Origin of the sequence: Ruegeria atlantica (assembly GCF_013032455.1) — a bacterium.
Taxonomy (GTDB): domain Bacteria; phylum Pseudomonadota; class Alphaproteobacteria; order Rhodobacterales; family Rhodobacteraceae; genus Ruegeria; species Ruegeria atlantica_B.
In genome coordinates, this window is sequence record NZ_WQCF01000011.1 from 76661 (window position 1) to 102539 (window position 25879).

The 25879-nt window shown below is 54.5% G+C and carries 30 protein-coding genes; 8 read left to right on the top strand and 22 right to left on the bottom strand.

The window, feature by feature from the left end; all coding sequences use genetic code 11:
- Window positions 1–184 precede the first annotated feature (184 nt).
- The 5 genes from radC to GOW93_RS17165 all read left to right on the top strand — a co-directional run bounded on the left by radC (window position 185) and on the right by GOW93_RS17165 (window position 3960).
- A complete protein-coding gene (gene radC, locus GOW93_RS17150) occupies window positions 185–892 on the top strand; it encodes a RadC family protein (RefSeq protein ID WP_438826201.1) in 708 nt (235 codons plus the stop codon).
- 44 nt (window positions 893–936) lie between these two features.
- Window positions 937–1332: a thermonuclease family protein gene (locus GOW93_RS20965; RefSeq protein ID WP_368039685.1), complete on the top strand. Its 396-nt coding sequence runs from the start codon at window positions 937–939 to the stop codon at window positions 1330–1332.
- 790 nt (window positions 1333–2122) lie between these two features.
- Window positions 2123–2716, top strand: coding sequence for a hypothetical protein (locus GOW93_RS17155; RefSeq protein ID WP_170386996.1), 594 nt, complete (start codon window positions 2123–2125; stop codon window positions 2714–2716).
- A gap of 17 nt (window positions 2717–2733) precedes the next feature.
- Window positions 2734–3114: a hypothetical protein gene (locus GOW93_RS17160; RefSeq protein ID WP_170386997.1), complete on the top strand. Its 381-nt coding sequence runs from the start codon at window positions 2734–2736 to the stop codon at window positions 3112–3114.
- Window positions 3115–3681: 567 nt separating this feature from the next.
- Complete coding sequence (locus tag GOW93_RS17165; RefSeq protein ID WP_170386999.1) at window positions 3682–3960, top strand: hypothetical protein; 279 nt, start codon at window positions 3682–3684, stop codon at window positions 3958–3960.
- Window positions 3961–4593: 633 nt separating this feature from the next.
- On the opposite strand, the gene GOW93_RS17170 is transcribed toward GOW93_RS17165, so the two are convergent.
- The 10 genes from GOW93_RS17170 to GOW93_RS17215 all read right to left on the bottom strand — a co-directional run bounded on the left by GOW93_RS17170 (window position 4594) and on the right by GOW93_RS17215 (window position 10201).
- Complete coding sequence (locus GOW93_RS17170) at window positions 4594–4944, bottom strand: hypothetical protein (RefSeq protein WP_170387001.1); 351 nt, start codon at window positions 4942–4944, stop codon at window positions 4594–4596.
- A complete protein-coding gene (locus GOW93_RS17175; protein ID WP_170387003.1) occupies window positions 4941–5186 on the bottom strand; it encodes a hypothetical protein in 246 nt (81 codons plus the stop codon). The genes GOW93_RS17170 and GOW93_RS17175 overlap by 4 nt, the downstream gene beginning before the upstream one ends.
- Window positions 5183–5410 (bottom strand): hypothetical protein, encoded by a 228-nt coding sequence (locus tag GOW93_RS17180; RefSeq protein ID WP_170387005.1) that lies wholly within the window; start codon window positions 5408–5410, stop codon window positions 5183–5185. The genes GOW93_RS17175 and GOW93_RS17180 overlap by 4 nt, the downstream gene beginning before the upstream one ends.
- Entirely contained in the window at window positions 5407–5853 is a 447-nt protein-coding gene (locus tag GOW93_RS17185; RefSeq protein ID WP_170387007.1) for a DUF5681 domain-containing protein, read from the bottom strand. The genes GOW93_RS17180 and GOW93_RS17185 overlap by 4 nt, the downstream gene beginning before the upstream one ends.
- A 103-nt stretch (window positions 5854–5956) precedes the next feature.
- The gene (locus GOW93_RS17190; protein WP_170387009.1) at window positions 5957–7039 is read right to left on the bottom strand and encodes a bifunctional DNA primase/polymerase; all 1083 of its coding nucleotides are present in this window, start codon (window positions 7037–7039) and stop codon (window positions 5957–5959) included.
- Window positions 7036–7248, bottom strand: coding sequence for a transcriptional coactivator p15/PC4 family protein (locus tag GOW93_RS17195; RefSeq protein WP_170387011.1), 213 nt, complete (start codon window positions 7246–7248; stop codon window positions 7036–7038). Before GOW93_RS17195 ends, GOW93_RS17190 begins: the two co-directional genes overlap by 4 nt.
- Before the next feature lie 100 nt (window positions 7249–7348).
- Complete coding sequence (locus tag GOW93_RS17200; protein WP_170387013.1) at window positions 7349–7663, bottom strand: hypothetical protein; 315 nt, start codon at window positions 7661–7663, stop codon at window positions 7349–7351.
- A gap of 164 nt (window positions 7664–7827) precedes the next feature.
- Window positions 7828–8052 carry a helix-turn-helix domain-containing protein gene (locus GOW93_RS20670; protein WP_174819142.1) on the bottom strand — a complete coding sequence of 75 codons (225 nt, stop codon included), beginning with the start codon at window positions 8050–8052 and terminating at the stop codon, window positions 7828–7830.
- 140 nt (window positions 8053–8192) lie between these two features.
- On the bottom strand, window positions 8193–8921 hold the full coding sequence (locus tag GOW93_RS17210) for a hypothetical protein (protein ID WP_170387015.1): 729 nt from the start codon (window positions 8919–8921) through the stop codon (window positions 8193–8195).
- Window positions 8918–10201, bottom strand: coding sequence for a tyrosine-type recombinase/integrase (locus tag GOW93_RS17215; protein WP_170387017.1), 1284 nt, complete (start codon window positions 10199–10201; stop codon window positions 8918–8920). Before GOW93_RS17215 ends, GOW93_RS17210 begins: the two co-directional genes overlap by 4 nt.
- A 190-nt stretch (window positions 10202–10391) precedes the next feature.
- Here GOW93_RS17215 and lptF point away from each other — a divergent pair, with 190 nt between their 5' ends.
- Complete coding sequence (gene lptF, locus GOW93_RS17220) at window positions 10392–11531, top strand: LPS export ABC transporter permease LptF (RefSeq protein ID WP_170387019.1); 1140 nt, start codon at window positions 10392–10394, stop codon at window positions 11529–11531.
- On the opposite strand, the gene GOW93_RS17225 is transcribed toward lptF, so the two are convergent.
- Window positions 11528–12355: a LysR family transcriptional regulator gene (locus tag GOW93_RS17225; protein WP_170387021.1), complete on the bottom strand. Its 828-nt coding sequence runs from the start codon at window positions 12353–12355 to the stop codon at window positions 11528–11530. The two genes, lptF and GOW93_RS17225, sit on opposite strands and share 4 nt — an antisense overlap.
- 101 nt (window positions 12356–12456) lie before the next feature.
- Here GOW93_RS17225 and GOW93_RS17230 point away from each other — a divergent pair, with 101 nt between their 5' ends.
- Complete coding sequence (locus tag GOW93_RS17230; RefSeq protein ID WP_170387023.1) at window positions 12457–13047, top strand: HD domain-containing protein; 591 nt, start codon at window positions 12457–12459, stop codon at window positions 13045–13047.
- On the opposite strand, the gene speB is transcribed toward GOW93_RS17230, so the two are convergent.
- The 11 genes from speB to GOW93_RS17285 form a co-directional block, all read right to left on the bottom strand.
- Entirely contained in the window at window positions 13044–13886 is an 843-nt protein-coding gene (gene speB, locus GOW93_RS17235) for an agmatinase (protein ID WP_170387025.1), read from the bottom strand. The two genes, GOW93_RS17230 and speB, sit on opposite strands and share 4 nt — an antisense overlap.
- Window positions 13883–15052 carry a carboxynorspermidine decarboxylase gene (gene nspC / locus GOW93_RS17240; protein WP_170387027.1) on the bottom strand — a complete coding sequence of 390 codons (1170 nt, stop codon included), beginning with the start codon at window positions 15050–15052 and terminating at the stop codon, window positions 13883–13885. The genes speB and nspC overlap by 4 nt, the downstream gene beginning before the upstream one ends.
- A gap of 86 nt (window positions 15053–15138) precedes the next feature.
- Entirely contained in the window at window positions 15139–16362 is a 1224-nt protein-coding gene (locus tag GOW93_RS17245; protein ID WP_170387029.1) for a saccharopine dehydrogenase family protein, read from the bottom strand.
- A 22-nt stretch (window positions 16363–16384) separates the two neighbouring features.
- A complete protein-coding gene (gene speA, locus GOW93_RS17250) occupies window positions 16385–18274 on the bottom strand; it encodes a biosynthetic arginine decarboxylase (protein ID WP_170387031.1) in 1890 nt (629 codons plus the stop codon).
- A 414-nt stretch (window positions 18275–18688) separates the two neighbouring features.
- Window positions 18689–20230, bottom strand: coding sequence for a di-heme oxidoreductase family protein (locus GOW93_RS17255; RefSeq protein WP_170387033.1), 1542 nt, complete (start codon window positions 20228–20230; stop codon window positions 18689–18691).
- Window positions 20190–20675, bottom strand: coding sequence for a bacterioferritin (gene bfr, locus GOW93_RS17260; RefSeq protein ID WP_170387035.1), 486 nt, complete (start codon window positions 20673–20675; stop codon window positions 20190–20192). Before bfr ends, GOW93_RS17255 begins: the two co-directional genes overlap by 41 nt.
- Window positions 20623–20916, bottom strand: coding sequence for a (2Fe-2S)-binding protein (locus GOW93_RS17265; protein ID WP_170387064.1), 294 nt, complete (start codon window positions 20914–20916; stop codon window positions 20623–20625). The genes bfr and GOW93_RS17265 overlap by 53 nt, the downstream gene beginning before the upstream one ends.
- Window positions 20917–21041: 125 nt before the next feature.
- Window positions 21042–22313 carry an imelysin family protein gene (locus tag GOW93_RS17270; protein WP_170387037.1) on the bottom strand — a complete coding sequence of 424 codons (1272 nt, stop codon included), beginning with the start codon at window positions 22311–22313 and terminating at the stop codon, window positions 21042–21044.
- Between the two features lie 182 nt (window positions 22314–22495).
- Complete coding sequence (locus tag GOW93_RS17275; RefSeq protein WP_170387039.1) at window positions 22496–23293, bottom strand: iron chelate uptake ABC transporter family permease subunit; 798 nt, start codon at window positions 23291–23293, stop codon at window positions 22496–22498.
- Window positions 23293–24033 carry a metal ABC transporter ATP-binding protein gene (locus GOW93_RS17280; RefSeq protein WP_170387041.1) on the bottom strand — a complete coding sequence of 247 codons (741 nt, stop codon included), beginning with the start codon at window positions 24031–24033 and terminating at the stop codon, window positions 23293–23295. Before GOW93_RS17280 ends, GOW93_RS17275 begins: the two co-directional genes overlap by 1 nt.
- Complete coding sequence (locus tag GOW93_RS17285; protein ID WP_170387042.1) at window positions 24030–24548, bottom strand: Fur family transcriptional regulator; 519 nt, start codon at window positions 24546–24548, stop codon at window positions 24030–24032. The genes GOW93_RS17280 and GOW93_RS17285 overlap by 4 nt, the downstream gene beginning before the upstream one ends.
- Before the next feature lie 56 nt (window positions 24549–24604).
- On the opposite strand from GOW93_RS17285, the gene GOW93_RS17290 reads away from it, so the two are divergent.
- Complete coding sequence (locus GOW93_RS17290; RefSeq protein ID WP_170387044.1) at window positions 24605–25714, top strand: zinc ABC transporter substrate-binding protein; 1110 nt, start codon at window positions 24605–24607, stop codon at window positions 25712–25714.
- Window positions 25715–25879: the final 165 nt, after the last annotated feature.

Sequence of the window (25879 nt, forward strand, 5' to 3'; positions counted from 1 at the left end):
TCCGAAGAAGTTCGGAAAGTTGGTTAAAATCGACGGGCTGAACGGCTTTTCGGAGGATGCTATGCAGGGCTTAAAGGATCTGGAAGCGCGCACCCCACCGCCTGACGCAATCACCGAACCGGCACACTCACCGTCTTACGTTTACCGCAGCCGCCTCTCGCCAAAGAACGCTGCTGGCGGCGGAATGGTGAAAGGCGGCGATGGAGCTAAGCGTCCCCATTATTGGGGTCACCGAGAACGCTTGCGGCAACGCTTTCTAAAGGGCGGTCACGAGCCGATGCCGGAATACGAGCTGTTGGAACTTTTGCTATTCAACGCAATCCAGAGGATTGACGTCAAACCACTGGCAAAGCGCCTTCTGGCAGAGTTTGGTGACCTGAACGGGGTTATTGCTGCATCAAAGCATCGGATTCTCAAAGTCGAAGGCGCAAATGATTGGGTCTATTATCACCTGCGAGTGGTTGAGGCCTTCGGACAAAGAATGGCTCAGGCACAGGTGATGAAGCGGGATGTAGTGTCGTCCTGGGAAGCCTTAGTCACTTACTGCCGAACGGCAATGGCGCATCGTGAGGTGGAACAGTTTCGCGTTCTTTATCTGGACCGAAAGAATGTTCTGATTGCAGATGAGGAACAGGCGAGGGGCACAGTTGACCACGTACCTGTTTATCCGCGCGAGGTTGTGAAACGCGCTTTGGAATTGAACGCTAGTTCGCTGATCCTCGTCCACAATCACCCATCAGGTGACCCAACGCCCAGCAAATCGGACATACTTATGACTGAACGAATTCTTGATGCTTGCAGCACCATGGGCATTCTTATCCATGACCACGTTATCATTGGGAAAAAGGAAGAATACTCATTCAGCACACACGGGTTGCTATCGAGTGTATAGCTGCATACCTCAATAAAGAGTCCATTTTAGAGATCCCCTGATTGATGAAGTATCTTCTTGTTGCCTTAGCCGTTTTCTTCGCCACTACCGCTACCGCTGGTTCCCTTCACGTCCGAGACGCTGACACCATTGTTGTTGATGGCACTCCGGTCCGGTTCCAAGGCGTTGATGCGCCTGAGATGGACACATTAGCTGGCCAGAGCGGAAGACGTTGGATGGTTAACTATCTGCGCGGTAAGTCCATAAGGTGCGAACTAACAGGCGAGATGAACGGAGACCGCTATATCGGCACTTGTTACGCAGATGGTGAAAACCTCAGTGCCGCTGTAATCGCCGCAGGACACGCTTTAGATTGCAAGAAGTACTCCGGGGGTCGATACAGGCACTTAGAGACGCCAGCGGCCAAGTCACGGCTTAAACGGGCTAGGTATTGTAGGTAAAAAAATAGCGCCGCGACCGGGGCCAAATAGTTGAACGATTGAGCAGGGGGTTGGCGGTGACAGCTAGAATTTCGCGCCACCCAAAAAAGCAACGAGTAGTACTTTTTTGATTTTCTTAGAAATTGTGTTATAAAATCTGTGATTACATTTATCGTAAATTTTATTTGTCAGGGGGTGCAATTTGTTTTTCCGAATATTTCGACATGTCCCGCTTTCTGCTTTGGTCGCATTCATTCTCACCACGTCAGCTTCAGAAGCGCAAAGCTTCGACATTCCGGGCGGCTCTGTATCTATCAGTCAATCTGGACGTATCTCGGGGGGCTGGACCGAGGTGAATTCTGTGCCAGGATTTCCAGACGAGGTAGACTCCGGCTCAGTTAGTGGGAGAATATCAGCAAATGGTAATATATCTGGGTCATTCTCGGGTACAGACACCTACAACACCGCTGATCCAGTTGGAGGGGTGACTAGTGTAACTGAACAGTATTCAGGATCTTTCTCCGGTACAATCGACCGCAATGGAAATTACTCCGTAAGTTGGGGGGGACCGGAACCTGGATCAACTAGCGGGAATCTTCCTGGATACAGTCGCCCTGGCCCCACTGCTCGACCAAATTCCCAAAACACTCTCAATGAAATCACAGGTGACAATAGTGAAACGAGGGGTGACGATTCCAGAGATTTATCCCAACAGCTCGGGGATTTCACAGTGGAAGAGATTGCATTGCTAAACCAGCTTGTTTCACAAGACCCCAATTTTTGCCCGTAGTCTATTGAAGTGAATTTTGAAATGAATCGTATTCTGTTATCGTCAGTTGGTATACTGGCCACGCAAACCATTTCCGCTTGTTCGTCGAAAACCGACAGACCCTTGGTCTCGCAGAATGTAGCGGATGAAACTCTTTCTCGCGCAACACTCGAATATACTGGTGTGTTTATTTTGCCAGCAACGTCTGGGGTTAGTTCGGCGGACAATCTGGAATTTTATTGGTCCCCAACTTGTTTGTTTTCGGCAGAGATGTTTGCGACGAGGATTTCTGTACTTTCTAGTGACTCCTCTATTCGCGCAAAGACGAATTTTGGTTTTTTTCAAGTCTCTAGAAGCGATGCAGATACTGGATATTACGCGGTCATGAAATCATACCAACAATACCCAGATTTGTGCTTCGATGTTTTGAAAGAAAATGCCTCCAGAGGCTCCCCAATGGGAGTTGGTGAAATATCCCGACTTGCATCAAGGAGAGGATATTCAAGAATTTCGGGGTTTTCCATTGAGGATGCTGTGAAAGCAGCAAAAGTCACGACCAATTTGTATGTGGAGAAGGTGCCGCTCAGAATTACCCCCACTACTCGCCTCAATGGTAATCTTGTTTCAATAACTTAAAGGTGGGGTATTCTCAAATGACTAAAAGCGGTTCGAAATTGCTGCCAGCCAACCGGCGTCAATTCATTTCAATGTGTGCGGCGTTCGTGGCGAACGCAACGTTTTTTATCCGCCCCGCCGCCGCGCAGCAAGGCTGCTCAGTCTCAGGGTTTGATGACTTCAGTGCAGAGATGGAAGAGATATATAAGGATCTCTACATAAGTGATCCAAGACTGACGACAGAAGCCAACATCCACCTGCTCGTGGCTGTGCCGGTTGGGCTTATTGCACTTATACTGTATTTCATTAACTCCGATAGTGAGAAGAAAATCAATGAAGGGGTCAACGAGATTAGCGGTCCACCAAAGAAAGGGCCGGTTAAAATCAAGTGCAATTCTGGCGCAGCTAAGTGCGATTAAGTGCGATGATTGAATATCCCGCACAGAACAAAGCAATTTAATGGATCATTCTTCCGTTTGAAGTAATTGGGTTTTTTTGAATCTTAGGTTCTGGACCCATTAAATTGGTTGCCGTGGACGGTACTGGATTGGCTATAACATTTTGGGTAATTGGTGATGTCGCTTTGGCTCTTGCGATGCTTTTGGCTAGGAACTGATCCCAATTCTAGAAGGAAAACTGTGCCGAAAGGTGTATAAAAATAGGAGCGCTTGCCGGGTTTAGACGGCGTTTATGTTATACTGGGTTTGTGGGTCTTCGGGGAAGCCCGCAAAAAGGAGGACCGAGATGGAACATAAACTGATGGTTGGCGATACGTTTCCGCACCCAACCCACTCGCGCCACCAAAGATGTCATGTTCGGGGTTTTGTAGACGGTTTGCTAGTGGCAAGGTGGTGGCGACTGTCCAGACAGTATTGGCAGTACGAAGTATTTGATACGGAAGAAGTCGAACTGACAGCTTACGCGAAAGCTGGGTAACACGCGCGATACTGCTTGCCGCTTACCTATAGCTGCCTCATATCCGGGGCATGACGACATGGCCCAACCGAATTCCGTTTGACCTCCACAAAGAGCTTGAAACGCGCCCTATTACCGATTGGGAAAGCGCATTGCGTGTCTGGGCAAAGGTCCACGGCCTTAAGCTCAAGATCCAGTGGTATCCGCAACTGCAACGAACAATGTCTGACCTGCATTCCCGTAGGTACACTGCCAAGCCGCAGGACCACTGGGCAGCAATCAAGGAATGGCTGGAACGTCACGATGTGCCAGCACCTGGAAAGCCGCCGGAATGGCCTGAGCAGGATTGAAGGTGGTCGTTGGATTCCATTTTTGCTTGTTCTCGACTCCCCGAAAATAGCGAGTGTACCCAAGTTGGTTAACAGGATGCATTTAGACCACGCTGACGCTGACAATCGGAGCTACCTATCACATCCGCTTTGAGGTGATGGGTGGAGCGAGGGGCTGGCCGAGGGGGTATATCGCCAGCCCCTCAATCTTGGGGGCGTGCAAAGTGGTAGCTTCGTTCCCTTGATTTAATTATGCCAGCGAGACCGATTGACCGGCATTGGGGAAAACCCTTAACTATGCGGAACCTATTGAAACAGTTTGTTTCCAAATTGGAAACAGTTAATTTCAAATCGGAACGTGGACACAATCTTGCCACAATGTCATTCTGCCAATGAGGGCGGCGTGTTTTGATTTTAGAACGTTCTGGTTTTTCCTACTGGATTTGAGGGGGTAATTAGTTCGACGTGCCGCCCCACGAGTTTCTAGACATCCCAAATTTATCTGTGGCGAACTCGGTGGTTTTTTCGCGTTCGTTTAATGAACCAGCCACAATTCAAACATTAGGCAAAGCAACAAATTGGTGGCGGCGCGTTATGAGGGGGTTACTCGGTTCCAACAAAGCATGGCTTCCATCTTCTGCAACCGGGTTGTTTTTATTCGGCGTTTAGGTCTCCCTTTACTTTTAACTCAGCCAGCAGGTTCGGATAGTGGTTTGCAATTTCAATCTCCAGCGCTCTTAAGCATCCTTCCAAGGTTACTGTCGTGAGTCTTCGGTAAACTACGTCGGGCATGCCAGCAGTTTTCTTGGAAGTCTCCAGATGGATACGATTGCGAAAATCCGCCTCTTCCTCACCCTCTTTGCGAACTAGCCGCATCATTCCAACTTCCGGGAAGCTGCCAGCTACGAGGGACCCTGATGCATCTGTTTCAAACTGCGGACACCAATCGGGTTCCCCGCTGAATGACACCTTCTCCAGCTTTCCTATTCTGTTTCTAATGCTCATTCCAAACCCTCCACGACGCGCTCAACACGGGCCTTGAATTCCTCCTGTGTTTCATCTTCGTTTCTTGATAGTTGGCTACCTGCTTTGGGGCCTTTCATGATGTAAGCCAGCCGAGGCTCGCCGCCTTCTTTGGTTTCTTCATCAACTGATTGCAGTTCGCACACGTAGGCTGCACTCAGCTCGATGCCTCGTTTTTCCCCGGATTTACCTTCGATTTTTTCAACTCGTGATTTCAGACTCATTTGTCTTGCTCCTTCAATTCCTGCTCGGCACGGGCCAAGAACTCGTCTTTCGTTTCAGCAGAGCTGCGGCGAAGCAGTTTACCAAACCCGCGAATAGTCGAGAGCCGTTCCTTAAGGCTTCCATCAGCGCATCTGCTGACGATTGTGCGATACACGGTGTATTGCCGAGGTTCGGCTGACGTGCGCGTTTCAAGTTTTGTGACGCGTTTGATTAGTCCACTCATTTTGCTGCCTCTAATGCTGTGATCCGGCGTTCCAGTTCGGTTGTTTCCAGAACCCGTCTGAACTGCTCCACCAGTGCCATGACGGTTGCGCCCTCCAGCGGAGTGATTTCTCCCTCAGAAACCGCCATCAGAACCGCCTGCGAGGCTTTTGAGGCCTCTCCGGCAGTACTGATTGGCGGAAGCTCAAAGCTGATAGGAGCGTCCTTTCGGGTGGGCGCTATTCGCTCCAGACACAGCCTCAGAGCCGTGCTGTCGCCCTCAAGTGCCATTTTGACTGCTTTCTGTGTGATTGCCTCAGACTGGCCCTCAAGCAATTCCTCAACCGCCCGTGTGACCCTGTGACGGGTTCCTCTGGGTTTGCCGGAGTTGCCGGTTGCAAAAGTTCCATCCGGGTTTCTTTCTTCCGTATTGGTTCCGCTTTTGCGGTCGGTATCGTCCGTCATTGCTCATGCCTCGCTTGTTGGATTGTTGGTAATTTTTGGGCGCAAAGCCCCTTTTGACCGCTTCCGGTCAACATATGTAATTTAGAAACCCCTTCCCCCTGCATTAGGAGACCTCTTGAGCAGAGTGCAGTGAATGCACGTTGGGCATTTCAGGTGTTATCCGCAGAAGCCGGTAGGTCCGATGGCTGCGTCCAACTGAGTACTCCTTGGCGACACCAAGAAGGCCCGCATGACGAAGCGACTTGATGGCGTCTGAAAATCGGCGGCGACCCAAGCTGGTGTGACCTGCCTTCGCCATTCCTGCGTGGTCCAGAGCAAACGTCTTGCCAATGATATGGCCGTGGTTGGCCTGAAGGGTCACTAGCAGTGCGATTGCATCGGATGCATTGTTATACTCTGACAGCTTGTCCAGCGCGGCGCGGTTAATGCGAAATTCACTATTGCGGTCGCGGTACACTTTGCCCTCCAATCTCTTTGCCCATGCCCAATCGGCGATTTTGCGGAGTTCGGAATCGGGTAACGTGTCGGGATCTTCGCATTCGTCATCACGGATGAAGGCGAGGTTGCAAAACAACTCTTCAGGCGTTTCGACCGCCTCCACCATTCCGATTGCGGTAAGGCTGAGTTCTCGGTTGCGACTGCCCTTAGAAATTGCACCGGTACTAGCCTGAACCGTGTCGGTTTGTAGTGAAATGGCGGGCAAATCGTCGGCACCCAGAATACCCTGGACAGGGTGATATACACCGCCATCAGGCCGGATTGAGTGAGGGCCTACAACATAGCTGCTGGCACCGCGTTTCACATCAACAGGGAAGCCTTGAGCGCGCAGGTTAGGTGCCTGACCGCCATCGTCCTTGTAGTACAGATGCACGCCACGTGGAGTGGAAACCTGCACTGGAGAGGCCCCAAAACGAGCCTCCATCTCGTTGACTAATCCGGTACCGTCGTCGTCACAATCAATGACGACCAACCCTGAAAGCCGAACCCCGTAACACGCGCTGCCTTTGCCGTACATCGGTCCAAGTACGCGCTTTAGAGGGTATCTGTGAGTATCTTGCAGGCTACACAGAGGGGCCTTTGCGTCCGATCCACCGCCAAGTGGCAAAAGGTTGAAACCGGCCCCGTGAAGGCGCGCAATCTCTTCCGCAGGGACTTGGGGCTTGGGGCTTTGGACCAGAGCAGTCATCGCTCACCCCCTTCCTGAGCGACCTCAGTCAATGCTTGCTGAATGTCAGGGAGAAGGGCAGCGCTGAACGCCACCCCCTTTTTGGTTGGGTGCATGATTCCGGTCTCGGCTTTGAACCATACCCTGACCGTCACCAGGTCATGTCCCATGTATTCTTCACGGGACACGCGGATTTCCTCCGCTTTGTTTTTCTTAATAGCGATACTCATGACCGGCGCTCCCCGTAATACAGGGCTGCAACAATGCGCGCAGCGGCCTCTGAAAGACCGTGTTTGCGACGAAGGGTAGATACTTGCAGGTCAACGGTTCTCATGCCGCCACCTCGCGCTCTGAGATCAACTCGACCTGCGAAACCAGAACATAGATACCGTATTTCTGGCGTCCGGTTTCTGCGTCTCCGCGATACATCTTGCATTCAATGTTCACGCCGTCATCGCGGCGCAGGGGCAGCACCTGATCCGACAGGCGGCAGTAGCTGGCCGCGTAGAGTGGCGACCGCATCAGCCCCTCAAGGACTTGGCGCTTATGCTTGGATGCGTAGATTTTGCGCGGTTCCTGACCCGGATCAGTGACCCGGTACAACGCTGGGGTTGTCAGGTTTGGTAGGTCTGCCCAGCGATACACGCGCAGTGCGTTTCCGGGTGGGTGCTCTATACTCGTTGTTCGGTTATTCCCGATAATCATTCGATATTACCTTTCTTTTGTTGAAAGGCATCGGACGCTCGGCTATACTTTCAGTACCACCTAAAAGAATTTGCCTCCGCCCGTGCCTCGGGTGGGGGTTTCTTTTAGGCAGCGGTCGGCTCAACACGTTGAGCTTTCAGCCAGTCAATCAGGTCTTTGCCGCTGTAGAGAACGCGGCTACCGGATTTGATATATGCGGGACCTTTTTTCTCATGACGCCATTTTGCCAACGTCTGCTTTGCGGCGACGCGCGCCTCCGAAACATCATCCGGTGAGTAATACTCGTCTGGTTGAAACGGCTGCTCTGAGAGCGAAGGAACTGTATTCATCTCGACCTCCGTGAGGCTGTGGCCGCTGTTTGGCGTTTGCCAAGGCGCGACGTGAATACAGAGCAATTTGAAGATATTTCGGGCTATTACATTAACAGCTAAACACAAATTAGGAGGCTTAGATGTGAACTCTGACGAAGTCAGAGAAAGAGCTCATCACTATCCGCACATTTGACCCAAGCGCGCATGACCGCCGGTATGCTGGTCCATCTGTCCCGACGCCCCAGCGCATCGACAATATCCCCCAGAAATTCGCTAAATGGCCCCGATGAGGTCTTAGGCGCTTCGACCCCCTTGGCTATTCGCCAGAAATCACGGCACCTTTTTACCGTCAGGGCCTTTTGCCAAGTTTCGCCGTCTCTTTGGCGGTATGTTATGTTTTTGATGCTTTCACCGGACAGAGCGACATTAGCGGCAGAAAGCGCAGAGTCTTTTGACCGAACCAACTTGAACTCCAATCCCGGGGTATCCGCTGGCAAACCCAGAAAGGATGATAGTGCGGTCCTCACAAGGATTTCCAAGTTGTCATATGACTTGAATGGCACCCATTCACCATCAAGTTGAGTGAACGTCTTAAACTTGGTGGATGGCATATCATTTGTGAGGTTTTTCGAAACTTGCCACTCCATCGCGCGTTTAACGCTGGGGTGCAGGGCGTTCATCTGCCTGAGAGCAATTGAAAGCGAATTCTGAATTTCCTGTAGTGCCTTTGACTGCCCAGCTTTGTCCGTCGCCTGAACGAGTTCAACATCAAGGAACCAACCAAGGGAAAGATGCCAATTATATTCGTCAACGAAATGCTGGCCCAAGTGGTAAGCGCAGACCTCAACTAGCGCTTCATTAGTGCCAGTATCCGCCTTAATAATCATTTCGAGATACTCACTACATTTCGTTTTGGGCCTACGCCGCCTAGGTTTGTGCTTGTGACGGTCGCCGCCAACACTTCTAAAGCCTCACGCTTTTCGCCCCGGTATGTCGCGCGGTCATAGATTGCCGTCACGCTGCTATCCGCGTGGCCTAAAACGCGCTCAACGATGAACCGATTTGCTTTCCCTACCTCGTTGCCAGTTGTCATGAGTGTTGCGGCGGTGCGTCGGATATCGTGAAACCGCCAGTCAGACGTTTGGGACAACTTCTGCAACTTGGCTTTCAGCTTCGATCCTGGTGTGATTGGTTTTTCGCCCGTGGTGGTAAAAACAAAATCACCACGCTTTTTCACACCGGCAATCAGCTCAGCCAATGCTGACGACAAGGGAACCTCGTGCGCCTTGGCACTGGCTGTGCGCGTGGCTTTCACCTTTTCTTTTGGGATCACCCAGACATCGCCCTGTATCTCGTCGTAGCGCATCTGAGCCACGTTGCTGATCCGTTGAGCGCTCAGCATCAATGCCTGGGTAAATGGCCCGAAAGGGTAAGGCATTTCGCAAGCGGCTGAATAAATCGCCGCCCATTCGTCAGTAGACAGCACCCGATCCCTGTTTCCTGCCTTTGCGCCGACCTTGAGCTTTTCCCAAGGATTGTTCTTTATCATCTGTTCTTCCGCACACCACGCAAGGAAAGGACGCAGGTAGCTAACAACGGCACCTGCCCGAACGGGTGACGACTTTTTACTGACGTGAGTTCTCAGGTCCTGACCATGATAAAAGTTAAGGTCCGTAGCCCTGACGTGGCCAATGCGATCCTTCGCCCAGACATCCCAAACAGATTGGATATCGTGCCAAGTTCGCAATTCACCCTCGCGCGCAGCTTTGTAGGCGTCGAAAAGGTCAGAGACTGTCTTCGCGCTGTTGCCCGTGCGCATGGTGTGAGCCTGCTCTTTCGCTTCCTCAGCTAGCTTTCGTGCCTGTTTGACGCTGATATCTGGGAAGGTTCCCAGCCGCTCGCGCTCACGGCGCTTGCCACGCGGTAAGACAACTTCCCATACCTTCTGGCCGCGCTTGCCTACTCGCAGCACTAGTCCACGGACAATCTCGTCGCGGACCTCGTAGCCCTTGTCTTTGGGTTTTAGGCCTTCCGCTTTGCTTTCGTTCAGTCGGAGTTTCATTTTTTGTGCGTTTTTTGTGCATTTTGTGCGTTTGACAGCGATACCTCTGAATATACCTATATGCCTAAACTCTGCAATTCCATAAGGATAGATATATGTGGACATCTCTGGATATTAAAGACCAACGAACTCCAAAACCGTAGGTCGCGGGTTCGAACCCTGCTGCCCCTGCCATTTCTCTCACACATGGATGACGCGTAGCGCTGCAATTGGCTGATTAGCCTGTAATGTGGTTTCCTCTGCCGTTCGATTGACCTATTGTCCACGCGAACTGCAAACGGTCGGATGAGGGTACATGTCGCGCTTTGATGGATATTTCCTGCGGCAGTTGTTGATTCTGTTCGGCTTTTTCACTCTGGTTCTGGTCGGAGTGTTTTGGATCACCCGCTCAGTCAGTCTTTTTGACCGTGTTATCAGCGGCGGGCAGTCAGCCATAGTGTTTTTGGAGTTCACCGCGCTTACCTTGCCGACGTTGATCCGGACCGTGATGCCGATGGCCGTGTTCGCTGCAGCTGTTTATGCCACCAATCGCCTGAGCCGTGAAAGCGAATTGCCGGTTATGCTGGCCACCGGTTCCAGCCCGTGGCGGCTGGCGCGCGGGGTCGTCTTGTTTGGTGTGATCGCTGGACTGATGATGGCCGTCATCAGCGTGTTTTTACGCCCCGCTTCGGTTGAACAACTTGAACAACGTCAGGCCGAGGTGGCCGGAGATGTTACCGCACAGTTGCTGAATGAGGGAGAGTTCCTGCACCCAGCTAAGGGGGTCACGGTTTATATCGGCAAGATTGACCTAGACGGTACGCTGTCAGAGGTCTTCGTGTCAGACCGCCGGGATGCTCTCAATCCGGTCAGTTACTCGTCGACGACAGCATATCTGGTGAACAATGAGTCCGGCATTCACCTAGTGATGTTGGACGGGGTTGCGTTGCGTTTAAATCAGCAAGGCAGAACGCTGTCTTCAACCCTGTTCGCCGATGCCTCCTATGACATTTCTGCACTGGCAAACACGAATAAGACGGCCGAGCGCAGCCTTGAGGCTATCCCCACGGTCGAGTTGCTACGGGATCGAGAGACCATCATTGCCGCCGAAGGCTTTCCCGAAGGAGAACTGATCGACGAGCTGCACCAACGTTTTTCCTGGGTTGCGATCTGCATAGCAGTGGCTTTGGCCGGATATTCGACCCTGATGCTGGGCGGTTTTTCTCGTTTTGGCTTGTGGCCACAGATTTTGGGTGCGTTTACGATTTTGATCCTTCTCGAAGGTGTGAGAGGGTTTGTCTCTCCGGTTGTTATCGCCGAGCCAAAGCTGTGGATGCTGCTGTACCTGCCTGCAATTATCGGCATTCTTATTTCAGGGCTATTCCTGTTGATCGCTGGGCGACCTTTGGTACGCAGACGATACCGAGGCACGACCGACGGGGTTCCACAAGCCTAGTACGGCTCCCTCAGATCGGTCAGGCACGTCAGAATATCGCTGGAAGTGGCAGTGCCCTTGCGGGTCACCAGATACAAAGGCAACATCAGGTCTATTGCGCCAACTACCGGGATCAGATCGCCATTGGACAGGTGGTCGCGAATGACAAATTCCGGAAAATATCCGGTCCCGCCCCTTTGCAGGAGATAGCGCAATGCCATCAGGCAATTGCCCAGAAACACCGTTTGTCCCCTTGCCTGCCGCGCGGTTGTGCGCACGTGGTCTTGATAGAGCTCTCCCAATTCCAGATTGACGAAGACCGGATCATCCGCGGTCGGGGTTTCAACGAGTATCAAACGTTCTGCACTCAATTCGTGCGACTGCACACGCGGATCTTTGGGGTGTTCATGAGTGAGTGCGGCATCCAGAACATGGGTGGCAACTGCATCGACCATGTTCAAATCATGGTCAAAGTTCAACGTCAGCAGAAGCTGACCCAAACGCTCTTCAAACTGAATGGCTAGATCGACCAGCAACGGATCCCAGATGCTTAACTGTGCGCCCAAACGCAAGGCGACCCGATTTTGTGTCTGCATCGGCAAGTCGCGAGCTGCGAAGGACCACAATGACAGCATTTGTTCGGCGTAGGGGCGAAACTGTCGCCCGAAATCAGTCAGGCCAGTGCCTCCGGCACCACGTGTGAAAAGCGGTTTGCCAGTTTCTTCCTCAATCAGTCGAATTCGTGCGCTGACGGCTGTCTGGGTTACGTTCAACTTGCGCGCAGCGGCATGGAAGCCTCCGGTCTCGGCCACGCAGAGAAATGTTTCGAGCGCCTTGAGTTGCATAATGAAAGTATTTTTTCATCGTTCTGATAAAATCAATTCATTTTTTTAACCAGAGGCATTGCGCTAATCTGCACTCAACACCTGAGCCTAAGGAATGTGCGATGCTGGATAAAAGCCACAAACCAACCTGGACCAGTTTTGAAGAGGCCACCAAGGCCGACTGGGACGCCGTCATGGAATATGAAGAAACTTATAACGCCGCTCTTCCAGACAGGATTCTGGATGCGGTCCGCTCGCTGGACGAAGAGTGGACGCCCTATCCTGTAAACCGTTATCAGCACAGCCTGCAGGCCGCGTCGCGGGCCTATGAGGATGGCGCGGACGAGGAGTTGGTGGTCGCCGCCCTGATCCACGACACCGGCGATATCCTGTCGCCCTACAATCACGGTGAGTTGTCAGCCGCGATGATGAAACCCTATGTCAGCGAGAAAACCCATTGGATTCTCAAGCATCACTGTGTGTTTCAGGGCTACTATTACAACCATCACCTTGGCGGCGATCGGAACGCGCGCGAAAAATATCGCGATAGCCCCTATTGGGAGGACTGCCGCTATTTCTGTCATGAATACGACCAGAAGGCGTTCGACCCGGATTACCCGACAAAACCGCTGGAGTTCTTTGAGCCTATGTTGCGCCGAGTCCTGAACAAGGGCGAGGGGCACATGGAACTGAACGAAACATCCGAGGGCTAACAGGCCGCCATCAAGCGATAGACGATCTGAGCCGCGGTAAAATCCCAGGCGGCATTGCCGTCAGGGGCCAGTTCAACGACATCGAAGCCCACGCATTTTCGACCCTTGAGGGCGTGTTCGATCAATCGCAGTGCCTGATAATAGCCCAGCCCGCCCGGAACTGGTGTACCGGTTGCAGGCATCTGTGACGGGTCCAGACCGTCGACATCGAAACTGACGTAAACCAGCTCGGGGAAATCCTCGGGCAGGTCCACGGCGTGGATATTGCCGGTAACCAGTTCTTCTGCATCCACATGGAAGACGTGGTTCTTTAAGCGGCTTTGCGCTTCTTCGGTGGAAAAGGCGCGAACGCCGAACTGGGCCAGGCGAATGCCCTCTTCGGCCAGCAGGTGCATGACCGAGGCGTGGCTGTGTTTCTCACCTTGGTATGCGTTACGCAGATCGGCATGGGCGTCGATCTGGACAATACCGATAGGCTGGTTCAGGGCGCGGGCCACGCCCATCACTGAACCGTAGCTGAGCGAGTGTTCACCGCCCAAGACAACCGGCACCTTGCCTGCCCGCACAGCCGTTTCGGTGCGCTGGGCAAGACGTTCCATGATTTCGGGAAGTGCGGCGTCACAATCCAGTGGCGCTTCGGTGTGGATGCCTTCGACGCAGGGCTCGGCGTGGCCGATGATCCGTTCCAATTCGTTGCTGGCCTCGATGATGGCTTCGGGTCCTTTTGCGGTGCCCGAGCCGTAGGAAACCGTGCGTTCTAGCGGTACGGGGATCACGCGGAAACGAGCGTTCTCGGTGCGCTCGAAGGCTGTCAGTTCGCTGTTTAGGAAAATGCTCATGAGAGTCGGTCCTTAAAGTCTTCATAGCCGAACTGTTTGATGACTTTCAGCTCGTCCGTTTCGCTGTTCCACAACGCGATGGTGGGTAGCGGAACCCCGTTGAAGGTGTTGGTCTTGACCATCGAGTAATGAGCCTGATCGAGGAAGGCAAAGCGCTGCCCGATCTCCAGCGGTTTGTCCCATGTGTAGTCGCCGATCACGTCCCCCGCCAGACAGGACGGCCCGCCGAGGCGGTAGGTATGACCTGCCTCGGCCTCGTTCATCAGGGCGGGGCGATAAGGGGCCTCGATCACATCGGGCATGTGGCAGGTGGCTGAGATATCGGTAATGGCCAGATCTATACCATTGGTCGGCAGGTCGAGGATTTCGCCGACCAGAATGCCCGCGTCCAGAGCCACCGCCTCGCCGGGTTCGAGATAGACGGTGATACCGTATTTTTCGCGGATGGTTTTGATGAACGCCACCAGCCCGTCGCGGTCATAGTCATCGCGGGTGATGTGGTGGCCGCCGCCGAAGTTCAGCCATTTGAGCTGGCCGAGGAATGGCCTAAGTTTTGGCTCGACCGCTTCCCAGGTGCGTTGCAGCGGCTCGAACCCCTGTTCGCAGAGCGTGTGCATGTGCAACCCGTCGACTCCGGTCAGAGTCTCGGCGGTCAATTGGCTGGCTGGCGTACCCAGACGCGAGCAAGGCGCGCAGGGATCGTATTTCGGTATCTCACCCTCGGAATGTTCCGGGTTGATGCGCAGACCCACCTGAACATTGGCGGATTGGGCCTTGGAGAGGAAGCGGTCTTTCTGCGCCGGAGAGTTGAAGATGATGTGGTCGGACAGCGAAAGGATTTCGTCTATGTCAGCGTCCTTGTATCCGGCACAGAAAGTTGCGACTTCGCCGCCATATTCTTCACGGCCTAACCGGGCCTCATAGATGCCGCTGGCGCAGGTGCCGCCGAGGTGCTGGCGCACCAGAGGGGCCAGTGCGAACATCGAAAACGCCTTGAGCGCGCTCAGCACATGCGCGCCGGATCGGGTGCCGATGTCAGCAAGGATCGTAAGGTTGCGTTCGACGGCCTTTTCATCGACCACGAAACACGGGGTGGGCACGCGGTTGAGGTCGAAATTGCGGAAGGCTCCGGCATCACCGGCTTGGGTGGTCATCATGTCGGACATGTCCGGCGTCTCCGATTGTGGAGAGGCCGGGGGGCTCTGCCCCCCGGACCCCCCGGGATATTTTTAGCCAGATGAAGCTGTGTGGATCAAAATTCGACCGGGCCGTCGAGTTCGTGGACCTGCCATGGCAGGCCATGCTCATTCAGCATGTCCATAAAGTCGTCCGGGTCCAGCTGTTCCATGTTCCAGACGCCCGGTTCGCGCCAGTTGCCTTTCAGCACCTGCGCAGCGCCGATCATGGCGGGAACGCCGGTGGTGTAGCTGACGGCCTGGCTGCCGACTTCGGCATAGCACTCTTCGTGGTCACAGATGTTGTAGATGTAATAGGTCTTTTCACCCGATCCGTCCTTGGCCTGACCAGTGGCGATGTCGCCGATGCAGGCCTTGCCCTTGGTTTCCGCGCCCAGATCGCCGGGGTCGGGCAGCAAGGTTTTCAGGAACTGGATCGGGATGATTTCCTTGCCGTCATGCATCACCGGGTCGATGCGGGTCATGCCTACGTTCTGAAGTACCGTCGCGTGTTTGATATAGGCGTCGCCAAAGGTCATCCAGAAACGGGCACGCTCAATCTCGGGGAAGTGGGTGGAAAGCGACTCCAGTTCCTCATGATACATTTGGTACATGTTTTTCCGGCCGATGGCAGGGAAGTCGTATTCGACCTTGTTGGTCAGTGCCGGGCTATGGTGCCATGCACCGTTTTCCCAGTGGCGCACTTCGGCCAGCACTTCGCGCAGGTTGATTTCGGGATTGAAGTTGGTGGCGAATTCCTGATCGTTCGAGCCGCCGTTGGCGTCCAGCACGTCGATCTGGCGGATGGTGTCCAGCTTGTGCTTCTTCAGCCATTTGGCGAAGACGGATGTCACGCCCGGATCGAAGCCCGAGCCGAGGATGGCAGTCAGGCCCGCCTCTTTGAACCGCTCCTGATAGGCCCATTGCCAGTGGTATTCGAACTTGGCCTCATCCTCGGGCTCATAATTCGCGGTGTCGAGATAGTGGATGCCGGCCTCAAGGCACGCATCCATCAAAACCAGATCCTGATAGGGCAGGGCGAGGTTCACGAGGATTTCAGCGCCGGTTTCCTTGATCAGCTTGACCGTGTCTTCGACCTTGTAGGCGTCCAGTTCTGCCGTTGCGATATCAATGCCCACGCGTTCTTTCACCGCTTTGGCGATGGCGTCGCATTTCGATTTGGTCCGGCTGGCCAGAGTGATTTCGGTGAAGATGTCCGAATTCATCGCCATCTTGTGCACGGCGGCGTGGGATACGCCGCCCGCGCCGACAACCAGTGTTTTGCCACTCAAAGTTCCCATGGGGGTAATCTCCTCTCTGGGGTTATTCGTAATAGGTGTAGCCGTTGATCGAGTCGCGATAGGCGCTCATCAGGGTTTTGCGATCCTTAGCCATCAGAGTACCTGTCGAGATCGCCTCGTCCACCATTTTGCGGAAGGCGGCGACGCAATCCTGCGGGTCGAACTCGACATAGGACATGACTTCGGAAATTGTGTCACCCTCCTGCTCGTGCAGCAGGTCGAAGCCGCCATCGGGGCGCAAGTCGATCGTGACCACGTTCGTATCACCGAACAGGTTGTGCAGATCGCCCAGTGTTTCCTGATAGGCGCCGACAAAGAAGACACCCATCAAGTATTCTTCGTGCTCAGGCAAAGAGTGCACCGGCAGGCTGGGCGAGACGCCGTCGGCTAGAATAAACCGGTCGATCCTACCGTCGCTGTCGCAGGTGATGTCTGACAGCACGGCGCGGCGGTCCGGCATCTGGTTCAGGTTTTGCAACGGTACAATCGGGTGCAGCTGATCGATGGCCCAGACATCGGGCAGGGATTGGAACAGCGAGAAGTTGCAGTGATAGATATCGGCCACTTTCTCAAACTGGTCGTCTACATCGGTTTCCAGATCCTCATTCGCCGCCAGTGCTTTGAGGCGGGCCATCAGCGACAGATAGATACGCTCGGCCCGGGCCATCTGACGCAGGTCAACGTAGCCTCGGCGGAACAGTGCACGCAGTTCGTTACGATAGAAAGTAGCGTCGTTCCAGCATTCCTGCAGGCGGTCGCTGCTGAGATAGCCATGCACGGCGGCGAGGTCCGAAACCAGATGGTGATCTTCGGGTTCGACCTCGGGGCCGTTTGGTGCGTCGTAAAGCGTGCTTTCCAACACGTTGAAGACCAGCATCGAGGATGTCGCCACCACCGCACGGCCGCTTTCTGTGACCAGTGTGGGATGGTTGACTTCGGCCTCATCCATCGCATAAGCGACGGTTTCGACGACATTGGCGCAGTATTCCTCGACCGTGTAGTTAATCGAATTCTCAGCCGCTTTCTTCTCGCCGGTATAGTCCACGCCCATACCGCCGCCGAGGTCTAGATGGGTCAGAGGCACGCCCTCACGCGTCAGTTCAGTGTAATAGCGACAAGCCTCACCAACGGCGCGGCGGACGTCGTTGACGTCCTGCACCTGAGAGCCAAGATGTGAATGCTGCAGCTTCAGGCAGTGTAACAGGCCCGCCGCTTTCAACTTGTCGACGGTGGCCACCAGTTGATCGGTATTCATGCCAAAGGCCGAGCGGTCGCCCGAGCTTTCCTCCCATTTACCGCTGATCTGGTTGGTCAGTTTTACCCGCACGCCGATCAGGGGCTCGATGCCGAGCTCATTGTAGACTTCGATAACTGTTTCGGCTTCTTTCGGGCTTTCCAGAACGATAACGGTGTTGAAACCGATTTTGCGGCTGAGGATGGCCAGCTGGATGAATTCTGCGTCCTTGACGCCGTTGCACACGATCAAGGCTTCGGGGGCCAGCCGGTGGGCCAACGCCACGACCAGTTCGGGCTTGGATCCGGCCTCAAGGCCGTAGTTGTATTTCTTACCGAACTCGACGATCCGATCGACCACCTGCGCCTGCTGGTTCACCTTGATCGGGAAGACACCGCGATAAGAGCCCTTGTAGCCGACGCGCGTGATGGCATCGCGGAAGCTTTCGTTCAGATGGGCGATTTCATGCTCTAGATAAGACGTAACGCGCAAGACCATCGGCGCCTTGATGCCCCGGTCATCCAGATCGCTGAGGATACCGGGCAGGCTGATCGCCGCCGCCTCAGGAACCAGAGGATTGCGCAGACCGATTTCTCCCTGCTCCGTCACCTCGATAAGGCCTCTGCCCCATTTCTCAACCCCGTAAATGGAATGCGGTGCGTCGGGCGTCTGTTTCAATCAGGTCAGTCCTTAACTTTTGAGTGCGTATTTAGCGCCCGCCAATACGGCAGCAGTTTGATTCTTCCAAGTGTAATCTATGTGGCGGGATTTGCCGAGTTTTTGCGGGTGTTTGAATTGGGATCAGGTGATTGCCCCATTGGCAGTCCAAATAGGCGGAACCGAGAGGGTTGGATGAGAGTTCGCCAACGATCCCAGTGCCTGATGTGAAAACGAAACCCTCGAGGCCGGGGCCAATGCCGCAGACATCTTGCAATCGGAAAACTTCACCCAGTTGACCTTTCGCGCCGTCAGATGATGGCTACGGTTTCCCCTCACCGGAAATAGCGATGCTGTCAGCATGGCCGTGCAGCCTTGTTTGAAGGGCATCTGGGGCAGCAAGGGCAAACTGAGCGTGAAATCCTTTGTGTCCGATCACAGGCTTTCGAGAAACCGGATCAAGGCATTACGGTCGGGTTTGGGCATGGTGACAACCGTATCGCGGGCTGACTGTGCCTCACCTCCGTGCCACAAGATGGCTTCCAGCAAGGATTGCGCTCGGCCGTCATGCAGGAACTGCGTATGTCCCGAGACTTGTTGCGTCAGGCCAATTCCCCACAGTGGCGGGGTACGCCATTCGCGGCCCGTGGCACGCGCTTCGGGGCGGTTGTCGGCCAGTCCTTCGCCCATGTCATGCAACAGCAGGTCGGAATAAGGCCAGATCAGCTGAAAACTGTGCTCGGGCCGGTCCGGCATGCGGTGGGTGACAAAAGCGGGTGTATGGCACGAGGCACAGCCAGTATCGTTGAACACCTGTTTGCCACGCAAAACCTGCTGGTCGTCTACATCGCGCCGCGTGGGAACGCCCAGATTGCGGCTGTAGAAAGCCACCAGATCCATGCCGGTCTGGTCGATCTCGAACAAGCGATCATCACCGTCACCATGTGGAGCGCTCACGCAATCGATCTGTGCTGTGGTGCAATCTCCGTGACCGGCAGGGTAGAGCGGGCTGGAGATGCCGAGATCACCGGCAAAGGCTGCCGCCGATTGCTCCATGATTGTGGGCATCCCGGCCTTGTGCCCGAACCGGCCCATCATTGGTTTGGCAAATTCTGTTGCCCAGACGATGTTTGGACGACCTGAGATGCCGTCGCCATCAGCATCTTCCGGGTCGGAATTGGCCAGCAGGTCCTCGACCGGGATCGCTTCGAGTAGCCCGAGACCGATCATCTGCGGCGCCACACGCGGGCTGAGCATGGCATCCGGGTGCAACGGTCCGTATCCCAGGTCAGCCGCAGCGTAGGTCGGTTTGCGTAATGTGATGGTTTCGCCGTCCGACAAGGTGACCGGCACGTCCTTGTATGTGATGTCCAGCCGGTATTCCGCCGGATGGCCGGGCAGGGCCAGATCCTGCATCTGGCCACCGTAGTTCGGTTCGGGTTGGGTGGCGATGTAGTCCTCAATTTCTTCGATCCCCTCACCACCGGGGATCGAAACCCGCAGAAACATCGAAATCGCGTTGTCTTCGGGGCCGTTGGGGGTATGCCCGCGCCCGTCCTTGATGTGACAGCGCTGACACGAGCGGGCATTGTAAAGCGGCCCCAGCCCATCCGAGGCCAGTGTAGAAGCCGGAGAAGACACCCAGATTTTCCGGAACAGCCCGTTGCCGACCTTAAAGTCCAGCTCTTGCTCAAAGCTCAGATTGCCTGAAGGCTGCGAAAACGCGTTAGCATCCGTAAGAGCGCGGACGGTCGCGGCACCGGCTGATAGTTCCTCGAACTTCTGCGAGTTGCTGAAATCCGATGGCGCAGCGGTGGCGCGGGCGACGCGAAGGCGTTCATCCTCGGTGCGGGGTTCAAAATTTAGGTGGAGATCCTGCAGTTCGGTGGCAAGCGTTTGTGTGGCCGCAAGCGCGGCCACTGACAGCGCGACAAACCTATTCGCCTTCGTCCATTTTCGATGCGTTGAGTTGCGCATAGTTGGCTTCGCCAATCCTTTCGTAAAGGTCAAGCTGAGTTTCGAGGAAGTCGATATGGCTTTCCTCATCCCGGAGCAGCCCTTCGAACAGTGACATGGAAACAAAGTCGCCCGCCTCGCGGCAATAATCGCGGGCCTCGGCATAAAGTGCGCGGGCATCCAGTTCCGCCGCCAAGTCACATTCCAGTGTTTCCTTTGGGGTCTGTCCGATCCTCAGGGGGTCAAGTTTTTGCAGGTTGGGGTGGCCTTCCAGAAAGATAATACGTTCAATCAGTTTGTCCGCGTGCTCCATCTCTTCGATGGATTCCTCGCGGCTTTTCTTGGCCATATGACCAAGGCCCCAATCCTCTTGCAGGCGATAGTGCAGCCAATACTGGCTGACGGCTGTCAGTTCATGCCGCAGAGATTTGTTGAGATATTCTATGACTTTGGGATCGCCCTTCATCTGCTTTCTCCTGGGTTGCTTCGGCGCGCAGGGCGCGGAGCTGTATGGGAACTTCCAGATTATCGCTCGATCTCATCGTGTCCAGAAAAAGGGGCATGCAGCCGCCGCAATCCGCCGATTTTCCAAGCGCGTGATAGATCTTGCCAGGTGTGATGATTGCCCGCGCGTCGGCTGTTCGCATCCAGTCGATCGCGGCGCGGATATCATGGTCAGATATGTTTGTGCAGTGACATACGATCATGGTGAATCTCTGCTCGATACATTTCTTAGTTAAATAGTAAGTTATTTTTATCAAGTCCAGCCAATAGTACGGCGGGCGACGGGCAAGAAGCGTAAAGGCGCGCACGTTTCTCACCCGACACTTGCTTAGTGGAAGACCGCGTTTGGATTATCCAGACTGTCTGACCCTTCAATGTTGATCTGATCGAGTTCCAGTGTGATCACGATACGCTCGATAGTTTTGGTCTGATCAATCAAGCCATTGACGCCACCCATGATCAGCAACTCACCGCCTTCATTTCCGCGTTCCAGCATCTGGTCGTAGGTGAAACCGGCTTCGGCTGTTGCTTTCAAAAGGCCCAGGGACTGCATGGTGTTGGCAAGCTTGACCTTCATCTCGGTATCCAGCGCGGGATCGGAGGCAATCACGAGGTCAGACAGCGACGCGCCGGACACTGGGGTGCCATCTATGCGAGTGTAACTGCCCAAATAGACGTTCTGTATGCCAAGGCCGTCGTAATAGTGGCTGTTGTGAGTATTGTCCGAAAAGCAATCCTGCTCTTCTTCGGGGTCGTTCAGCATCAGGCCGAGGCGCATACGTTCACCAGCCAGTTCACCGTAGGACAAAGAGCCCATGCCTGTCAGGATGGCCGAGACGCCAGCCGTTTCGTTCGCAATCAAAGCGGCGCGCGCTTCGCCACCGTCTTTCCACTGGTCGGCCATCCATGCCAAATCGCTGACCAACAGTTCGGTGGCGGCACTCAGATACCGGGCGCGTCGGTCGCAGTTCCCGTTTGTGCAGCCATCTCCCTGAACATAATCAGTGTACGGACGGTTGCCCGCACCTTTGCCATGGCCGTTCAGGTCTTGACCCCATAGCAGGAATTCGATGGCGTGATAGCCGGTGGCCACATTCGCCTCGATCCCGTCTGCTTCATGTAGGGTATCGCCCAGAAGTTCCGGGGTGATTTCACGCGCATCGATGGCCTGACCGGACAGATTAAAGGTAGGATTTGCGATCACGTTCAATGCGGCAAGCGCGTTCTCATCTGCAGGGCCGCTATAGGGGGCCTCGACATAGTCGATCAAACCTTCGTCCAGCGGCCAAGCATTCACTTTGCCCTCCCAATCGTCAACAATGGCGTTGCCGAAGCGGTAGACTTCGGTCTGCTGGTAGGGCACGCGCGCAGCAATCCACGCAGCACGCGCCGCGTTCAGAGCGGTATCAGTCGGATCGGCGATCATAGCGTCTACGGCCTCTTGCAGCTCCTTGGCCGCGATCAGGCTGTCATCGTATTTTGCCTCAGCGATGTTTGCATAGGTGTTTAAAACATCGGCCTTGGACGGTGCATCAGCTGCAGCGGATGCTGAGGCAACGCTAAGGGTTAAGATGCTGGTTGCAGCAAAAAGTTTGGTCATTCAGGTGACACTTTCCTGTCAGAAACATATTCTCGAGTGCCATCGGTGCGAGGCACTCGAGGATTTAACTGATAGAAATAGTCAGGTAAGTCAACCTGAGTTCAATAGTCAGGATTGTTGGGTGGATTTATTTCGACCTACCATCGGGTGGCAGGAGTTGGAAAATGCCCCGAGTGCATGATCTAAACCCGGCGCTGCGCCTGCTGTCCGATTAAGCTGAAAAAGGCGAACAATACGGCCGCAACGCAGACAATCGATGGACCTGCAGGCGTATCGAACACATATGCTGCCCTCAGGCCCGCGACTGCGGAGAAAGCGCCGATCGCGGCTGCGATCAATGCCATCGTTTCCGGTGACCGCGCCAAACCCCGCGCCGCGGCGGCCGGAATGATCAACATGGCCGCAATCAGCAAAACGCCGACGACTTTGATTGCCACGGCCACGGTCACGGCGAGGGCCAAAGTCAGGATCAACTGCTCGCGCTTGGGATCAAATCCGCTGGCATAAGCCAGTTCTTCGTTCAACGTTGCCGTCAGAAGTTGCGACCACCGCCACGCGATCAAGGCCACGACCAGCGCGGCACCGCCCCAGATCACGACCAGATCAGATCGCGACACTGCAAGAATGTCGCCGAAGAGATAGGCCATCAAATCGATACGTACACCAGACAAGAACGAGACAGCGACAAGGCCGAAAGCAAGCGCGGAATGCGCCAGAACCCCCAAAAGCGTGTCCATTGCGTATCCGCGTCCGGTTAACAGAGTCACGATCAGTGCCATGGCAAGCGCAACTGCTAACGCTCCTGCAAAAATAGACATCTGAAATGTCAGTGAGAGTGCCACGCCCAGGATTGCCGCATGTGCAGTGGCATCTCCAAAATACGCCATCCGGCGCCAGACAACGAAGCATCCTAAAGGGGCTGCGGCGATGGCAACGCCAATGCCCGCAAGCGTTGCGCGCATCATGAAATCATCAAGCATTATTCTGCGGCTTCCTGAGAATGTTCACTGTGGTCATGATCGTGGTCGTGATCATGACGATAAAGGGCCAACGCACCGCCTGTACCTGTTCCGAATAAGGCGCGGTATTCCGGCGCCGACGCAACTACGGCCGGAGAGCCCGCGCAGCACACATGCCCGTTCAGACAGACAACCCTGTCAGACGCGCTCATAACCACATGCAGTTCATGACTGATCATCAAAATGGCACAACCGGTTTCGCGCCGGACATTTTCGATCTGGTGATAAAACGCTGCCGATCCTGGTTGATCCAGGCCCTGGGTCGCTTCGTCCAAAAGCAAAACTTCGGGTCGATTGATGAGGGCTCTGGCTAGCAATACCCTCTGAAACTGACCTCCGGACAATTGCGACATCTGGCGTGTCAAAAGGTCAGGCACGCCGGCAGTTTCAAGCGCTTCGGTGCATTGCTTGCGCGACACGCGATTGGTCAGGCGCATGAACCGTTCGACAGATATTGGCAATGTCGGATCGATGTGCAGCTTTTGCGGCACGTATCCGATTTTTAGACCGGGCTTTAGTGAAACTTGGCCAACTGATGGCTTGGTTGCACCGATGATGGCCCGTAATAGACTGGTCTTGCCTGAGCCGTTCGGGCCGACGATCGTAACGATCTCGCCGGGCTCGATTGTCATGTCAACATGGCGCAAAACGGTATTTGAACCGTAGCGCACGCTGAGATTATCAACGGTGATCAGGGTCATTTCTGCGCCTTTTGGGTGCAGTCCGGGCACAGCCCTTCAGCTTCTACTACCGTTCGTTCAATCTCGAATCCTGCGGCGCGCGCTGCCGCACCCAGAACGCCTTTGGCCGGGGTTGATTGTGCCTCGGCCACAGCATCGCATTTTCGGCAGATCATAAAGGCCGGCGAATGTGCAGCACCGGGGTGAGAGCAAGCAACAAATGCGTTCAACCGTTCGATCTTATGGACAAACCCGTTTTGGACGAGGAAATCGAGCGCGCGATAGGCTACAGGCGGTTGTGATCCAAATCCTTCGTCACGCAAACGATCAAGAATTGCATACGCCCCAAGCGCGCGATGTTCTTGCAGCAACATTTCCAGAACTTTGCGTCGGACCGGGGTCAGGCGCAGCCCTTCCTCTTTGCACTGAGCATCCGCCGTGGTCAGCGCAGTCTCAACGCAATTCTCGTGGTCGTGCTTCTGGAACGCAACCGGGGCCATGTCCTCGGTCGGAATGGGGTGCGTATCACTTGTCATGTTATTCCATATCATATATGCCGCTCGTAACGTTATAAAATCACACAGAGGGTCTGATGTCCAGAAAGCTTCTTCCAGTATCGATCACCGCCGTACTTATGGGTGGAACGGCCATGGCGGATGTTCCGAATGTAGCGGTCGACATCGCTCCTATTCACTCGCTGGTAGCACGGGTTATGGAGGGCGTGGGAACGCCTGATCTGATCGTGCAGCCTGGTGCCTCGCCGCATGAATACAACCTGCGCCCCTCTGAAGCCGCAGCACTGCAAGAAGCAGACCTTGTGTTCTGGATGGGTGAGGGGCTGACACCTTGGATGGAAGGCGCAGTGGAGACGCTTGCCGATGGCGCAACCGTTACTTCCTTGCTGGAAGTGGACGGCACGGTTCTTCTTGATTTCCGGGAAAATGCTTTGTTCGAGGCGCATGATCATGGGGATCACGATGCTCATGAAGATCATGCCGACCACGACGCACATGATGAGCACGATCACGACGACCACGTCGAAAACAAAGAACACGATGAACACGGGCATGATGAAGAGCGTGCGCACGCGGACGAGCATGGTCACGACGAACATGAAGACGACGATCACGACGATCATGCCAAACATGAAGAGCACGATGATCATACCGACCACGATGAGCACGCACACGGCCTACATGACCCCCATGCATGGCTTTCCCCGGCAAACGCTCAAACCTGGTTGAACGCGATCGCGTCACAGCTTTCATCCGCGGATCCGGATAACGCGGGTGCTTACTATGCAAACGCCGCAGCAGCGCGAGACGAAATGGATACCCTGTCTGTCGAAGTGGCCAAGACCCTTGAGCCCGCCCGAGGCGGCAGCTTTATCGTGTTCCACGATGCCTACCAATATTTCGAGGATGCGTTTGACTTCCGCGCGTCAGGGGCAATTTCTATCAGCGACGCATCTGACCCAAGCCCGGCCCGCATTGCAGAAATTCAGGCCCGGATCAGGGATGAGGGTGTAGATTGCGTGCTGGCTGAACCTCAGTTCAACCCCGGAGTTGTCGAGGTTGTGCTGGATGGCACGGAAGCCAAAACAGGTGAGATCGATCCTCTGGGCTCTGATCTGGAGCCCGGTGCAAAACTGTACCCCCAAGTCATCCTCAACATGGCGAAGACATTGGCCGAATGCTTTTAGGTTTTTGCCCGGTCGAATTTAATACTTTGACCGGGCTGATTTACGTCAGGGATAACACAGGTACTCAGTGCTCTTTTTCAAATTGATCACGTTGTCTCTGACGTATTCCCCAAAGGTGATTGGAGGGGGGCTCCAGAAAGCACCAAAGCTGGCGCGCCGATAACA